The organism is Lewinellaceae bacterium, assembly GCA_020636105.1.
Taxonomy (GTDB): domain Bacteria; phylum Bacteroidota; class Bacteroidia; order Chitinophagales; family Saprospiraceae; genus BCD1.
The window spans coordinates 1,481,518-1,496,977 of sequence record JACJYL010000001.1; the positions used below are offsets into that span (position 1 = coordinate 1,481,518).

Below are 15,460 nucleotides of genomic sequence, written 5' to 3' on the forward strand. Positions count from 1 at the left end.
GATAATCATCCCATTAAAAAAAACATCTGGGGAAAAGGATATTTAAAACCTCGGGCAATCCACCCTTGCCCTTCTGTCTCTCGGGCGATGGATGTACACGAAAGACACCTCGAATGCTCCCCTGGAGTTATCTGCTTCCGACAAAACGGAAGTGGTAATATCGTAACTCAACCCGATATTCATCCCTTCAAATTCAATGATGGCAGAAACCGTCATGGCATCCATGTGCACTTCCTTATCCAGTTTATTGGAAATATGGCTCCAAAGCCCGGCCCGGATGGCTACCTCCTGCCACTCCCGACGTGAATAGCGCAAATTAGCCCCAAAAGTAGTGCTCATGGAAGGTCCCTGGCTCATAAAAGCGATGGCAGGCAACAAACTGACATTATCAGACACAGGGAATTCCCCTCCCCCATGCAATACATAATTCGATGGAAGTCTTTCATCCGCATTTTCCAAAAAGGAAATGTTCGGTTCATTCAAATGATGGATGGATCCCCCAAAATACAAACTTTGGTTGACCCCGAAAACAGCATAATAAAGAATGCCGGCACTAAAGTCAACATAAAGGTCTGTGGTGTTGGTGGCAAAATCTTCCCCACTATCCATGCCCTGGTCCACGTTATAAGTATTCAGGTCAAATTGCTGGGTGAACCATAATTTATCCCATTCAAAACCTCGTTGCCCCAGGCCCAGTCGGGCACCGGCCACGAGGAACTGGTTGCTCTTATTGTAACGACTCCCCCCCATTTGCTTTTGGTAAGAAGCACTCAGGCTAAAATCGGTACGGTTGAAGCCCGAAATACCGGCTTCATCTCTCAAAGCGGAGATACCAAATCCGGCGTGGTCATATCTTCCTACATTGGTTCTCATATCAAAACTCGCCGCCAAAGTACGGAACGGATGGGCACCGAGTATGCTGGTATATAATTCGCGGTAATTGGCGACTCCCCGAAACTGACCTTCAAACACACCCGTCAGAGCAGGGTTTAATTGTAAAGGAGCATAATAGAATTGTGCAAAACGGGCATCCTGGGCGTTACTCTCCGGAATACCCAAAAAGCTGATGCCTGCAACCCATACCATGTTTAGCAAAATAAATTTTAATGAAGTAGAGATTTGTCCCATAATAGTTGTTAATGATTGTGAATGAGTTTATGGTCAACTGGTCCAGGAGAATCGGTCATTGTTTTCCTTCCAAAACAATGACCGATTCTTCGAAACCCTGTTTTTTATCTTATCAATGTCGTTTCTCCCGTAAAATCGGCAGTTTCCTTATCGTATGGATATTCTACTACCATACTCCACAGGTAAACCCCACCTTCCATGGGTTGTCCTTTAAATTCGCCATTCCAGCCCATCCCTGAGTTCACTTCGAAATCGTGGGCTTCAAAAAGCAATTCCCCCCATCGGTCATAAACCCTGAAAGTCCTGACAATGGTGCCGGGCAAGCCATGCACCTGCAAGATATCATTAACGCCGTCTCCATTGGGAGTAAAACCTGTCGGCACGACTGCAGAACGCGGTTTAGCTACGTTTATGGTCAGCAGGTCAGTATCCTCACATCCGTTTTCATCGACCCCGTAGAGTTCATAAATGATCGTACTTTGCGGAAAGAAGAATGGAGCAATACATTCCACACAACTCATGGTGCTGTCGTAGGGTGGATACCAAACGTACATCACCTCCCCTACTCCATTTTCTGAAGTAGCTTCGATCTGAATGGTCTGCCCGAGATTGATGGTTACATCAGGGCCTGCATCTACCATGAAATCGTCTGGCTCGGAAATTACCGCATCCGTAATGAACATACAGTCATTGGCATCTTTCATAAAAACATTGTAATGCCCGGCAGTAAGTCCGATCAGGGTGGAAGAACCAAAATAATCGCTATTATTCAGGCTAAACCGATAGGGAGGCACCCCGCCTTGCGGGGCGGCAAAAATGGTACCGTTCCTGTCTCCGTAACAGGTGACATCTGCCACGGTAATATCGGCATACAAAGCATCCGGCTGCGTAATTTCGATCGGTATTTCTTTAACACAGTCACTTCCATCTGTTATGGTCAACTGATAAATCCCCGCCGGAAGGCCTGTCAGCCCGGGAGTTTCCTGCTGGTTGGGCCACGCATAGGAATAACCAGGTGTGCCCCCGGTGACCAATGTTTCAATGATCCCGGTCGCATCCCCATAACATTCATTATCGACTGTAGTATAGGTTATTCTAAGTTCTGTGGGCTGATTGACGGTCACAGAACCGTTCGCCGTACAACCATTTTCATCCGTAAGGGTAACGCTGTAGGAGCCGCTGGATAAATTACCGGCCACGAGGGTCTGCTGGCTTCCTGCCAATGGATCCCACAAAATGGATACATCGCCCTGGTTTCCGACAATATTAAAAACAGATGCACTTCCGTCACTGGCCTGGTAACAATGAGCATCTTCCCCCAGTAAGGCAAATTCCAAAGGATCCGGATCGGACAGGAATCTTGACACTACGGTTGAACAGCCGTTAGCATCTTCAATCGTTACGTAGTAGGTTGCCCCACCCAAAACATTATCGGCCACAACTCCGTTATCCCCATTACTCCAGGTAAAATTGTAATCAGCTTCCTCTCCGTCCTGGCCGGCACCTCCGCCAAAATTATTGACACCAAGACTCCCGTCAGGATAACCATGACAGGTGGGTTCGCTAATAATAATATCTCCGTATAATAATTCGAGATCTGTCAGATCGACATTCCCTTCTGCCGTACATCCGTTTTGATCCGTTACGGTAACACTGAGGGTTCCCGGGCTCAAATTAATAGCCGTGGCACCCTGCTGGGCATTACTCCACAGGTAAGTATAACCAGGTCCGGTTCCTCCTGCCCCTACGGCGGTGGCTTCATTATCATTTTCTCCGTTACAGCCATTAAAGGATTGGGCAACCGTAAGCGTAACGGCTGTTGCCGGCTGACCAATAGTCACACTGGTTGTTTCGACACAACCATTGGCATCTGTTACCTCTACCAGGTGTGTTCCGGCCCCCAGGTTGGAAACCGTCTGGGTAATCTCGCCGTTATCCCACATATAATCAAAAGGAAGGGTTCCTCCTGCAGGATTAACGGTTCCGGTTCCATCCAGTACTCCAAAACAACTGGCATCCTCGCTTTCGGCGGTCAATGTCAGGAGTTGAGGTTCCGTGACGATCACCTGAACTTCCGTCATGCAATAAACATTATCGACCACGGTAACGGTATAGGTTCCTGCCGTCAGGAAGGCGGCTGTAGCCAGAATTTGCTGTCCCGGATCATTCCAGGCATAGGTATAAGGCTCATGCCCATTCGAAACATAAACAGTGGCCGTGCCGGAATCCGTCCCGAAACAGGCGACCTGGTTCACCACCACCGAATCGACCAGAATCTCATCATTCACCCCGCATTCACTGTAAATACAGGAAGAAGTTCCGGTAGCCACTGTACAGGTTTGCCCGGTATTCGTTGAATTGACCTGTATTTCCATGGTTACCTCATCCCCAAAACTCAGCCCGCTTACAATATAAGGGTTATCGGTCACCCCGGTTTGCCAACCTAAAGGCGCGTTATTGATCGTGATATTAATATTGTAAGAACTCACGCCCGGATTGACCGGCCATGAAAACGACATCTGCCCGTTGCCAATGGAAGCGCAAGACACATTGGGTGCCGGAACTTCGGAGACAACGTCCACCTGGATGGTATCGAGGTTGATACAACCATATTGATCCTCGGCCTCGACGATATAACTTGTCGAAGTTGACGGATAAACCTCCGGATCAGGGCAATTGGTACAGGAAATAGAAGTAGGTGGTGACCAGCTGTAGGAAATTGAATTCATGGAGTTGAAGGTAATCGACCATGAATTTAAAATTCCCAGTTCATTAATCCCGAACTGATCCCCTACCAGCAAGGTCCAGGGGCCCGTCATGTCTGCCCCATTCAGCACGGCCCAGCTTCCTTCAGGTTGAAAATTACCGGTAAAAGGAGCCGTACCCGAATTGATAGGCGTAGCGGCCGAAGGCGTAAAACAGGTATTGATGTAGTCATCTCCGCTTCCCCCGTTTCCGGTGGTCAATTCCAGCATTTCTCCGGTTGGAGCCTGAAGAAATACCTGTATATCCCCATCGTAATCCGTTTCAAGGTTAAAACAAACAGATTCGATTTGGGCTGTGGCGTTGGCAATTTGTGCCGGTGCCACACTATTGACATTTATGGTTGAATTAAATGGATTGCTCGGCGGATGGTTTGAAAAACCCAATGCATAATAAGGCACCGATTCAAAAGTCACCTCAGTTTCGAGTTCAAGGGCCGTACTTATATCAAACTGGAGGGTATCCCCCGCACAAATGACCTCATCATTAGGAATACTTACGTTTTCTTCACAATTATGACAATCAGGGTGCGTCGGAGGCAGCACCTCTACTGAAAGTGGCACTTCATAACGGCATCCAAAGGAATCCTGTACAAAAAACGTAAACGCCGCGGTTCCCGCATTTTCTGGAGAAGTAACAATGGAATCTAATGGAGGCAGATGAACCTGTTCAAAAATCAAAGGGTTAAAAGCCCATCCGAAAGTATCGATCCCGGGCGTATAGGTTTCAATGTCAGGGAAAAGGTGGTCCGCAAATTCAACTCCCCAGCAAAAGATATATCCGTTATCTGCGCCCCAAAGGTCTTCCACTGAAATGGACCAGTTTCCATTCAGAGGACATCCAAGGAAGTCCGAAAGGTTTCCGGCAGCTTCATAATCCTGGGAAGGCAAAGTGCCCACTCCTGTAGCATTGGCATATTCTATCCAGGTACCGTTCGTAGAATTGGGGGTCCAGAAATAATCCCACCCGACTCCGGGAGAAGGATTGGCTCCCGTATCGGTTTCATTGGGAATCCCGCAAAAAACTTCTCCACCAAAATTCCCGGGGTGATCATGCAAGATAACATTGGTTCCATCCGGACAGGTGAGCGAAATTTCCAGGTCGCGCATCCAGGAATGTTCCATATTGACAAAAATGCTGAGCAAATCGTTGATATTGGTCAATATGGATCCCGGCGCAAATTGAGTATAATTAATGGTTGAAATATAAGCGACCCCCGTTCCGTCAGGAAGCGGCAGCGAATCACAAACGATCGGGTCTTTCACAAAGGTTCCCTCGACCGGAATGGCCGACACATTGTGCCCGAAGTGATGTATTGTATCCACCGTTCCCCCAAGATTTATGGTATCGCCCAAACAAACGGGCGGAATGGTTTGTAGTCGAAAATCAGGAGTCGTGGATACCCGTATCCTTTGATTGATGGAATTGAGGTTCCTGCAGCCAAACTGGTCGATAATGGTCAGTTGTACGGTAAAACCTTCTTCGCTGCTGTAAATATGGCTGGCCGTGGGCCCTACGGAAGTAGCTCCGTCTCCAAAATCCCAATGAAATTCAGAAGTAAAATCAGAATGCTGGTAGGCAATGCCATTTTGAGGGTATTGCCCCTGGGCAGCAAAATAAACTCTTTCCCCCTGGCAGACATCCATCCACCCCGTATCTACGGGCATGATGGCAGGTTCTGTACTGGTGAGTTCTGCAAAAATATTCTGGCAGGAAGCAATACAATTAATATCAGCACCCCAACCGGAAGATTCTCCTGCTCCATCAGAGGTAAACACCAGTGTCAAACAGCCTCCAGGGTTGGCCGCGGTGGCCTGGATAATATAGGATTCTCCGTTTCCAAAAACACTGGCACAGCCCAAAGATGGGGCCGTGGCATCCATCCCGTCAAAAAAACACAGGTCATCTCCTGGTCCAAATTGTGGATTTAAAAAAATGAGCTGAACATGGGTTCCTGAACTGCCATTGGAACAGAGCGTCATCGTAATATTCTCGTTGGGGCCATAATTGCCATTGGCGCCCCCTGAATCAAAAAAAATTCCCCCGCAGGTATTCACAGTAGTATTGGACATGATAACATCCTGGGCATTGGAATTTATCGTTATGGTCATAAATATCAACCCCAGGAAGAACGGTAGCAGGGATACTCCTTTTTTTGTTATTTTTTTCATCAATACGGATGATTTTGGTGTGTAATTTTTGTGATAAAAAAAGCCTCAGGTAAAAACATATTTGTAAAATTAGTTTTCAAAATTAGTTCCGGGGAAAAATCCTCCATTCGATTCACCACGCTTTGCCTTGCTCCAAATTCAGACAGCCATTTTTGAGCAAATTCGTAATTTATTCTATCGAGATTATCCATTCCTCCGAATTGCTGCCTCACGGTTTTTAATGCCCGCAAGGGTGGACTTACATTTGTGTGGGCCAAATCCGAAGTTTTGTTTTGAAGGTAGTAGTTTAAAGAAAAAAATAAAATTTCTTTTAAGGAGATGTTCGTGGATGCCTGAGCAAATATAACGACAATGATCAAAGAATACCAAAATAATTTCCTCATAAAAAATTCTATTTGAACGAAATTATTTCTTTTAACTTAAAAAACTCAAAACAAAACCCCCATTTTTGCATTTTTATCGGATACATTACAAACCATTCATGATAGGGAACGATATTCAGCAGGCAAAATTTTTATTAAGAAAAGGAGAGGTAGTGGGCATTCCCACAGAAACTGTTTATGGACTCGCCGCCAATGCTTTTGATGAAATGGCCGTCGCCAAAATTTTCGCGGTCAAAAACCGCCCTTCCTTTGACCCGCTCATCCTCCACACCTCAAGCCTGGAATCGATGGACGAATTTGTAATGGAAATTCCGGAAAAAGCCAGACGGCTTGCCGCATCCTTTATGCCCGGACCGCTTACCCTGCTTCTGCCGAAGAAAGCCATTGTTCCTGATATAGTCACCTCAGGGTTGCCAAGGGTTGCCATAAGGATCCCCTTTCATCCGCTCACGCTTGAGCTTTTAAGGACCCTCGATTTTCCACTGGCAGCGCCAAGCGCCAACCCTTTCGGTTATATCAGTCCCACCACTGCCCAACACGTGGCGGATCAACTCGGACACAAGATACCTTATATTTTAGACGGCGGCCCTTGCCATGTAGGCATGGAAAGTACCATTTTAGGATTTGAAGAAGGAGTCCCTACCATTTTCCGCAAAGGGGGATTAGCCATCGAAGCCATTGAAAAAATCATAGGTCCGGTCCAGGTCAAGGAACATTCCAGTTCCAATCCTGCCAGTCCGGGGATGCTTGAAAGTCATTATGCTCCGGGCTGCCCGGTTTTTATCGGCAACCTTCCGGAACTGATTGAACAACATAAAGGAAAAAGGATGGGGGTCATCACTTTCAAGGATCATTATGCTGAAATCGGGAAAGACCTGCTCATCGTCCTCTCTGAAAAGGGAGATTTTACCGAAGCTGCGCGCCACCTGTTTTCAGGCATGAGGCAACTCGACCGGCAAAAACCAGACATCATCCTGGCGGAATTGCTGCCGGAAAAAGAACTGGGCCGTGCCATCAATGATCGGCTGAGGAGGGCAGCGTCGGGAGGATAGTTTGTTTCAGGGGGGTCAAGGGGTTCAAGGGGTGACTTTATTTAAATGCCGAAGGCTTATTCACCAGGTAAAAAGCATGATTCTGGTTTATCCCGATTATCCATTTGCTTCAAAATACCGGCTGGCCACCCGTGTTTTGGTCTTGAAAAGGGTGAGAAAAAAAAGTGAACTTTTTTTTCATTCATTTACTTTTATATTAATAAAAAGCAATGTACTTTTGCACTCGCTTAAAAGCACACTCCCGGAGGAGTGGCAGAGTGGTTGAATGCACCGGTCTTGAAAACCGACGTACGTGTGAGCGTACCGGGGGTTCGAATCCCTCCTCCTCCGCCAAAAAGGCTTGCCAACTGGCAGGCCTTTTTACTTCTACATTGATTATGGGGTGTACTGGGTTCGATATTCTGCTCATTTTATTCCCTCTACAATGGCAACCTCCACCACCACATTAGTTTATACAAAAAATTTAGGAGCTTCCTCCGTAACCGCCCAATTTATTGAGCCTGTAAATATTGCGTATAATTGTTGCCCGGAAAATGCTCCCAATGATTGAAATTTATAAAATAACCGCAGAAAATTATAATAGGTGCAGCGCACCGCAACATTCTTTCGATGTTTTCGCTACCGTACACTTTTTTGTGTCACGCTGATTCCGCTGATTTTCGCTGATCATTTTCGAAAATTTTGCCTTGTTTTTCCGACTAAAGTACGGAATGTCATTATATTCCATCTGCGTTTATCTGCGTTTTCTGCGAGGACCAACCATGCATTTTCAGGACTTCCCGCAAAAGTGTACGGTAGAGAATCGATGTTCGAAGATTTAGGTTGCGGTGCGCTGCACCTTGAATCTCCTTAATCTGTGTTTGCCAACACAGATTAAGGAGCTCTGCACCTATCAGTTTCCATGAAAATTGAAATAGAAAAATACAATCCCGGGTGGATTCATTCTTTCGACAAGTTTAAAAAAATGAAAATCAATCCTCTTATCCTGATATTATTGACAGGTGCCCTGGCACAATGTACCTCAAGTGGAATCCCGGTGAAGGCCCAAAGGTATAATGCTTTAACGGTGAATACGACTATTGCACCAACGTTAGTGGTGAATGGAGAAAATACCCATGACATTGTCAAAGCCTACCGTATCGCCATTGGAGATATCATGGGAAACATCCAGTATCACCAATCGGGGATCTTAAAAGAGAAAACGCCTTGTTTGTACGCAGGGCTCCTTTACGGGAAACCCTGGACACGGGATGCGGCCATTAATATCTGGAATGGGTTCGGGCTGCTTTCGCCTGATGTTTCAAAAAATACCCTGCTGGCTCAAATAGAAAAGGATGACACCGGAAAAAATATGATCGCCGGTCAATACTGGGATAAGATCATCTGGACGCTTGGCGCATGGAATGATTACCTCTATTCGGGCGACAGGGAATTTTTGAAGTTTGCCTACCAGGCCACACAAAACACGCTTCAGCAACTGGAAACGGAGGAGTTTTCCCAGGAATCAGGATTGTTTCGGGGGCCGGCCGTTTATGGGGACGGGGTGGCCGCATATCCTGCAATATACACGCATCATCAGTCGGAAGACCAAACAGGTTCCTATTCGGGTATTGATCAATGGGCGGAAGTCAACGAGGATTTAAAATATCCCAAAGGACATGGATTGCCCATGCAGGTGTTGTCCACCAATGCCGTTTATTATCAGGCATACCGATTGCTGACGAGGATGGCTCATGAGCTAAAAGAGAAACCTGAAAAAGAATGGGAAGAGAAAGCCGAAAATTTGCGTAAATCCATCAATCACCATTTTTGGAATGAAAGCAAGCATAATTATGACTACCTGATCGATTCTTTTGGGCATTGTGATGCCCAGGAAAGTCTGGGCATTGCGTTTTGCCTCCTGTTTGATATTGCCGATGAAGAAAAAGTGGCTGATATTTTTAAAACCACAGTAGTTGAACCGGCGGGTGTTCCTTGTGTTTACCCCACCTTTGAAAGATACCGCAACGATACGCTTGACAGCTATGGGCGGCACAGCGGAACGGTTTGGCCACATATCCAGGGGTTTTGGGCCGATGGTGCCATGAAATATCAATACCATGATATTTTTTTGCATGAATTCAATGCCCTGACAAGGCATGCCCTGCGGGATTTTCAATTTGTGGAAATATACCATCCTACCCGAGAAACACCCTATGGAGGCATCCAGGAACCCTATTTGAAAGAATGGACGGAATGGTTTTGCGCCGAGCGCCAGACATGGAGCGCTACGGCTTATCTCCGGATGATCTTTCAGGACATGGTCGGGATGAAATTTTCAGAGCAGGGAATAACGTTTAAGCCTTTTCTTCCGGACGGAATAAACAGCATGTCCCTGTTGGGATTGAGGTACAGGAATTCCACCCTTGATATTCATATTACCGGAACGGGAACAACCATTGAGCACTTTTTTGTGAATGGCCTGGAAACCGGTAATTTTTTTATTCCCGCTGATTCCAACGGCAAAATTGCCATTGAAATCAACCTTGCCGGAGGTTAACCAATAAATGGAGCCTTGGGGGGGCTACTAATTTCCGAAAAAGAAGGCCTGCCGTTGAATTGGCCGACACATTTAGCCACAGCATAAAAATAAAAGAGCTTCAATTTTGCCAGCGCTCTGACAGAAATGGAAAGAGTAATTGACATTGAAACAATATATTGACAACTTGGACAAAAGATTTAGCACAAAAAGGCCTTGCCGGGCACTTTTTTTATTTTGAAAACCAGGAACAAAAACATTAGCCCTCCCATCGGCTTGGAGACGCTTTGCCATCTGAGGCCGGTTTGTATGAAAATGGCAAAATAGAATTGATTTCAAAAGGTTTTAATCGTTTACAGCCGAATGTTATCGGGATGGACCTGATGTCTTTCCCGTCATGATTTCTTTAATGAAAACTATCCAGACAGCCTTATTTTCATGTATATGAATGGGCTGTAAGGAGTTTTTTGTGCTTCACCATTTTTCTGTATTTATTGGAAATGGAGGAGCCGTTATGCTTAATTCAACATGGATAAAACTTCTGAACCAATAAGAATAGTTGTCCCTGTCTACAATGCCGATAAAACTATTGAAAAATGCATTGAATCCATCTACCGGGCCGCCGGCAATATGGAGCATTGGGAGCTTATTGTTGTGGATAACGGCATGAACGATAATTTAGAAAAACTACTCCATAAATACCCTGTTCAAATCATTCGGGATCATAAAGTTGCCAGTGCGGCTTATGCACGGAACGTTGGAGCAGCGTTATTCTCTCATGGCATATTGGTCTTCATAGATAGTGATGTAATCGTGGAAGCCCGGTGCCTGAACCGGCTTGTCAAACCCATTATGGATAAAACGGAGGTGGCGACCATCGGGAATTATTCTACGGACGTAGAGGGATTGAATTTTGCTCAGCGATACAAACAATTGTACATCCACCACATCTACAGCAATAATGATACCCTCATAAAAAATGACTTCTGGACTGCCATTTCGGCAATAGATGCTACTGTTTTTCATCAACTCAACGGGTTTAACTGTTCCTTCCTGGGAGCCAACGGGGAAGACCAGGAATTTGGCATCAGGCTGACGCAAAACGATTATTCGGTTGCCTCCATTCCAAATGCCAATGGAAAGCATATCAATCCGTATACCATTAAAAAACTGATCCGCAATGATTTCAAAAAAGGCGTGAAGGCCATGTCTAACTGTCTGGAGAACCAGGTCCCGCTGAAAGACAACAGGCATGCAAAACTCAGATCCATTTATGCCGTTTTTTTTGCTTTTTCGTTCGCCTTTTCAATCATTATATCCGGGTTTAACCTGACCATTCTATGGGGCTCCCTGCTGCTATTCGCCATTTGGTTCATGCTCAGGCTAAACCTTGTAATGGTATACCTGGAAAGTCAAAGTCCCCTTTTTACCATAAAATCGATTGCCCTGACTTATCTTTTAGATCTGGTTCGATTTTCAACCGTTCTTATCGGAGTATTTAAAAATGTTTTCGCCGGCAGGTATAATTATCAAAGTCAATAAATAACCCATGAATAAATCCATTGTAAAGAAAATAGCTGCGTCAAAAAAACTATTTGCCCCGGGGGCCCAGAAACCAATATACCTGTTAAACTTTGTGACCAACAGTTGCAATGCCGCCTGCGAACATTGTTTTTATTGGGAAGCCCTGAACACCCAAAAGCGGGAGGAACTGTCTGTCGAAGAACATAGTAAGATTGCCCAATCACTCGGTTCCATGATGCAGATTACCTTTACGGGCGGAAGTCCTGAATTAAGAAAGGATTTACCTGAATTGGTGTATGAATATTATAAATATTGCCGGCCGGGCAATATGACTTTTTGTATGCTTGGCTACAATACAAAACGCATCCTGGAGCATACCGAAAAAATGCTAAAAGCATGCCCGGGGCAGCAAATCACCATTGGCATATCGCTGGATGGTCTTTTTGAAGAACACGATAAGTACCGAAAACTAGATGGTCTTTTTGACAGAGTGATCAATACCGTCAATGAATTACACCGGCTGAGAAAGTCATATGCCAATTTGAGGATTGATATCGGGATGGTAGTGCATGGGTTGAATATTGAAAAAGTTGAAAATGCTGCCATTTGGGTAAGAGAAAATCTTCCGATCGACAAATTAAAACCCATCCTGGTCAGGGGCAATCCCTTGAATCCCGACACATTGGACAAAAATTGTATTAACCTTTATGATAAAATCGTGGACCGTGACAGGCAGTGGCTGATGTCAAGAACCCAGGAAAAATTAACCGCCATTGACAAAGTTATCCGTGCCAAGGAAAATGTACAACGTGATCTGATAAAAAAAATAAGTCAAAACAACTCATCCCCTATAACATGCAGCGGAGGGAGAGAGACGGCCGTAATGTACCCCAACGGGGATGTTGCCGGATGCGAAATGAGAGATGATATTCTGGGTAATGTCAGGCAAAATCAATTTGACTTTGGCAAAATATGGTTTTCACAAAACGCCGTAGATTTTAGAAATACGGTGGGCAAGGTGGAAGCATGTGTGGGATGTTATCATCATTGTTTCATTAGTCCGGCCATTTTCAGAACACCAAAAATGTGGCCCAAATTGGCATTATCCATCTTAAAATTGAATAACTAACCCACAATGCCTAAACGGACCTTCTGCCTCCATGAAAATTGAAATAGAAAAATACAATCCCGGCTGGATCCATGTCTTCCACCAGTTAAAAATGGAGCTGCTGACCCTCCTGGCACCATTGAACCCCAGGGTGGAGCATATTGGAAGTACTTCCGTTCCTGGGTTGGCGGCCAAACCCGTGATCGATATCGCCGTTGGGATCGAAAAGGTTCAGGATCTCGACAGGACCATTGAACCCATGTTGCGGCAACATTATATTTATTATGAAGTGTACAATTCCGCCATGCCACTGAGAAGACTATTTGTTGGATTGAAAGACAAAAAGAACCATGTGCTGTTTAAACACACCTATAAGGAAGGAGATTCCATACCACACGAAAGCATTCTGGCGCACAGGTTGTGTCATGTTCATATTTGGCAATTTGGCACTTCAGAGTGGATTCGACACATTGCTTTCCGGGATTATTTAAAGGAAAATGATACTTTAAAATCCCAATATGAAGCCCTCAAAAAGCAATTAAGTGAAAAAACATGGAGTGATGGGAATGAATACAATCAGGGCAAAAATAGTTTCATAAAAACCATTGAAGCAAAGGCCGTCGCCTGGTATAATGAAAAACAAAAAGCGATTCAACAGCGGTTGTTGTAAATGGTTAATGTTTGGGCTTTCCTGGGCCAGGGTTCGGGAGGGGAGGGACTGCTTTAATGGGTTGTTTTACAGCTGTTTGAATAGGTCATGACGGGGTGGATTTCGATTTATGGGTTTTTTCTGTAAATTTGGAAATGGTTATTCGGAGATAAAAAGGTTGGCTGCAATTAAAGGAAACGAAAATCCGTTTTGAAGGTAGAATCCAGCAAAAACCTCATTTCGAAACAATAAGCTATTTATCCCATAAAACTTCATCTAATCTAACATCGTGCTCCTCCAATGGAATCCATTCCATTTTTTGATACGGATAGCATATTCCTATTTTGCAGGCTTTTGTATGCTGGCCTAAAAAATTGTCATAATACCCGCCACCATAACCGAGTCTAAAATTAGAATGATCAAATGCTAACCCCGGCACAATAATTAAATCATACTGCCCTAAATATTCTTCTGAACGGGCAGGGTGACATGTTCCAAAAACGCCTTTCTCCAAATCATCAAGAGAATTCAAAACGAGATTTTGTAGTTTTCGTTTTGGTAGAGTTTTAGGGGTTATAACTGTTATTTTTTCCTTCAACATTTTTTCAATCAGAGGACTTATATTTATTTCCGTACCCATTGGAAGATAACAATGGATGTTTTTAACCCCTTTATCCTCTATGGTTTCCCAAAGGGACTGGCAAACCCAATGGTCGTATTTCGTCTTTTTTTGTTGGTCCAACTTTGCTCGTTGGAGCAACATCTGTTTCCTCAATTTCTTTTTTTGATCTGTTATTGTCATAAAGTTGTAATATATTTTTTATATCGGACAAATTTATCCATTATTATTAAAAACCCCTTATATTTGTCAAAAAAAATAACGATTCAATGTTTTCAAAAGCGTGCGAATACGGAATTAGAGCAACCATTCATATTTCACACCAATCGCAAAAAGGCGAACGAGTGAGTTTAAAAGCAGTGGCCAAAGCCATCGATTCACCTGTTGCCTTTACAGCGAAGATATTACAGTCGTTAGCAAATAATAATATCATAGTTTCATCCAAAGGACCAACTGGCGGATATGAAATACCTGAAAATAATGGCTTTCAGATTATGCTTTCTCACATAGTAGAGGCTATCGATGGGGATAAAATTTATAATGGTTGTGGTTTAGGATTAAAGCAATGCAATGAGCAAAAACCCTGCCCCATTCATTTTCAATTCAAAGCCATTCGTGACGATTTGAAAACGATGTTGGAAACTACAACTATTGAAGAATTGACCAACGGATTGCATAACGGTTTATCTTTTTTGAAGCGATAAAATTTTTTAAACTAAAATAAATTATCATGAATATTACCAAAGAAAATATCGTAGGAAAAGTAGTCGCACAAGATTACAGAACAGCCTCTGTTTTTAAATCACATAGCATCGACTTTTGCTGTAAAGGCAACAGAAGCATTGCTGAAGTTTGTGAGAAAGAACAAATAGATGAGAATAAATTAATTCAGGAATTGAATCAGGCCGCTATTACATCCGACGCTGATACAACAGATTTTAAATCCTGGGACATGGATTTATTAGCGGATTACATTGAAAAAAAACATCACAGATATGTGGATAAAAAAATTCCTGAAATAAAAGCATTTTTGAATAAAGTAGCTAAAGTTCATGGAGAGCGACATCCTGAATTGATTGAAATTGAGCAATTGTTTACGGATTCTGCCCATGAACTTTTAGCGCACATGGAAAAGGAGGAAAAAATATTATTCCCTTATGTTCGGGAAATGGCAGCTGACTCAACCCTTCAACAACCTCATTTTGGAACCGTAAAAAACCCGATTCAAATGATGATGCAGGAGCATGATACGGAGGGCGAACGATTTAGAAAAATCGCATTATTAAGCAACAACTATACTCCACCATTTGATGCTTGTACTACCTATAAAGTAGCGTTTGCATTGGTTAAAGAGTTTGAAGAAGATTTGCATTTGCATATTCATCTGGAAAACAATATCCTGTTTCCGAAGGCTATTGAAACAGAAAAAAAATTAAATTATGCCTAACCCAAAAAAACGTCATTAATCTTTACAACCAATAAGAGTCATCCCGAATTTTGCCTACAGGCAAAGTTTGGGATTTTTTTCAATAAACTGATTGTCAG

Annotated in this window: 11 protein-coding genes and 1 tRNA gene; 8 read left to right on the plus strand and 4 right to left on the minus strand. The window is 43.9% G+C overall.

Going from position 1 to position 15,460, the window contains the following annotated elements; all coding sequences use genetic code 11:
- Nucleotides 1-42: 42 nt before the first annotated feature.
- The 3 genes from H6571_05460 to H6571_05470 all read right to left on the minus strand — a co-directional run bounded on the left by H6571_05460 (nucleotide 43) and on the right by H6571_05470 (nucleotide 6,445).
- Nucleotides 43-1,086, minus strand: a complete 1,044-nt coding sequence (locus tag H6571_05460; GenBank protein ID MCB9323173.1) for a PorP/SprF family type IX secretion system membrane protein — start codon at nucleotides 1,084-1,086, stop codon at nucleotides 43-45.
- A gap of 146 nt (nucleotides 1,087-1,232) precedes the next feature.
- Nucleotides 1,233-6,062, minus strand: coding sequence for a proprotein convertase P-domain-containing protein (locus tag H6571_05465; GenBank protein ID MCB9323174.1), 4,830 nt, complete (start codon nucleotides 6,060-6,062; stop codon nucleotides 1,233-1,235).
- Complete coding sequence (locus tag H6571_05470; protein ID MCB9323175.1) at nucleotides 6,062-6,445, minus strand: hypothetical protein; 384 nt, start codon at nucleotides 6,443-6,445, stop codon at nucleotides 6,062-6,064. The genes H6571_05465 and H6571_05470 overlap by 1 nt, the downstream gene beginning before the upstream one ends.
- Before the next feature lie 98 nt (nucleotides 6,446-6,543).
- On the opposite strand from H6571_05470, the gene H6571_05475 reads away from it, so the two are divergent.
- The 6 genes from H6571_05475 (at nucleotide 6,544) to H6571_05500 (ending at nucleotide 13,317) form a co-directional block, all read left to right on the plus strand.
- On the plus strand, nucleotides 6,544-7,497 hold the full coding sequence (locus tag H6571_05475) for a threonylcarbamoyl-AMP synthase (protein MCB9323176.1): 954 nt from the start codon (nucleotides 6,544-6,546) through the stop codon (nucleotides 7,495-7,497).
- 243 nt (nucleotides 7,498-7,740) lie between these two features.
- A tRNA-Ser gene (locus H6571_05480) sits at nucleotides 7,741-7,830 on the plus strand.
- A gap of 631 nt (nucleotides 7,831-8,461) precedes the next feature.
- Complete coding sequence (locus tag H6571_05485; protein MCB9323177.1) at nucleotides 8,462-10,036, plus strand: hypothetical protein; 1,575 nt, start codon at nucleotides 8,462-8,464, stop codon at nucleotides 10,034-10,036.
- Between the two features lie 507 nt (nucleotides 10,037-10,543).
- Nucleotides 10,544-11,557 carry a glycosyltransferase gene (locus H6571_05490; GenBank protein ID MCB9323178.1) on the plus strand — a complete coding sequence of 338 codons (1,014 nt, stop codon included), beginning with the start codon at nucleotides 10,544-10,546 and terminating at the stop codon, nucleotides 11,555-11,557.
- Between the two features lie 7 nt (nucleotides 11,558-11,564).
- Nucleotides 11,565-12,668, plus strand: a complete 1,104-nt coding sequence (locus H6571_05495; protein ID MCB9323179.1) for a radical SAM protein — start codon at nucleotides 11,565-11,567, stop codon at nucleotides 12,666-12,668.
- 31 nt (nucleotides 12,669-12,699) lie between these two features.
- Nucleotides 12,700-13,317 (plus strand): GrpB family protein, encoded by a 618-nt coding sequence (locus tag H6571_05500; protein ID MCB9323180.1) that lies wholly within the window; start codon nucleotides 12,700-12,702, stop codon nucleotides 13,315-13,317.
- 232 nt (nucleotides 13,318-13,549) lie between these two features.
- On the opposite strand, the gene H6571_05505 is transcribed toward H6571_05500, so the two are convergent.
- Nucleotides 13,550-14,098, minus strand: a complete 549-nt coding sequence (locus H6571_05505) for a 5-formyltetrahydrofolate cyclo-ligase (protein MCB9323181.1) — start codon at nucleotides 14,096-14,098, stop codon at nucleotides 13,550-13,552.
- 86 nt (nucleotides 14,099-14,184) lie between these two features.
- Between H6571_05505 and H6571_05510 the strand changes: the two genes are divergently transcribed.
- Nucleotides 14,185-14,619 (plus strand): Rrf2 family transcriptional regulator, encoded by a 435-nt coding sequence (locus H6571_05510; GenBank protein ID MCB9323182.1) that lies wholly within the window; start codon nucleotides 14,185-14,187, stop codon nucleotides 14,617-14,619.
- A 26-nt stretch (nucleotides 14,620-14,645) separates the two neighbouring features.
- Nucleotides 14,646-15,362, plus strand: coding sequence for an iron-sulfur cluster repair di-iron protein (gene ric, locus H6571_05515; GenBank protein ID MCB9323183.1), 717 nt, complete (start codon nucleotides 14,646-14,648; stop codon nucleotides 15,360-15,362).
- The last annotated feature ends 98 nt before the right edge of the window (nucleotides 15,363-15,460 follow it).

Excerpts from the sequence above, each read along its gene's own strand:
- H6571_05460 (MCB9323173.1), bottom strand. The coding sequence starts at position 1,086 with ATGGTATGGGTTGCAGGCATCAGCTTTTTGGGTATTCCGGAGAGTAAC.
- H6571_05465 (MCB9323174.1), bottom strand. The coding sequence starts at position 6,062 with ATGAAAAAAATAACAAAAAAAGGAGTATCCCTGCTACCGTTCTTCCTG.
- H6571_05470 (MCB9323175.1), bottom strand. The coding sequence starts at position 6,445 with ATGAGGAAATTATTTTGGTATTCTTTGATCATTGTCGTTATATTTGCT.
- H6571_05475 (MCB9323176.1), top strand. The coding sequence starts at position 6,544 with ATGATAGGGAACGATATTCAGCAGGCAAAATTTTTATTAAGAAAAGGA.
- H6571_05485 (MCB9323177.1), top strand. The coding sequence starts at position 8,462 with ATGAAAATCAATCCTCTTATCCTGATATTATTGACAGGTGCCCTGGCA.
- H6571_05490 (MCB9323178.1), top strand. The coding sequence starts at position 10,544 with ATGGATAAAACTTCTGAACCAATAAGAATAGTTGTCCCTGTCTACAAT.
- H6571_05495 (MCB9323179.1), top strand. The coding sequence starts at position 11,565 with ATGAATAAATCCATTGTAAAGAAAATAGCTGCGTCAAAAAAACTATTT.
- H6571_05500 (MCB9323180.1), top strand. The coding sequence starts at position 12,700 with ATGAAAATTGAAATAGAAAAATACAATCCCGGCTGGATCCATGTCTTC.
- H6571_05505 (MCB9323181.1), bottom strand. The coding sequence starts at position 14,098 with ATGACAATAACAGATCAAAAAAAGAAATTGAGGAAACAGATGTTGCTC.
- H6571_05510 (MCB9323182.1), top strand. The coding sequence starts at position 14,185 with ATGTTTTCAAAAGCGTGCGAATACGGAATTAGAGCAACCATTCATATT.
- ric (MCB9323183.1), top strand. The coding sequence starts at position 14,646 with ATGAATATTACCAAAGAAAATATCGTAGGAAAAGTAGTCGCACAAGAT.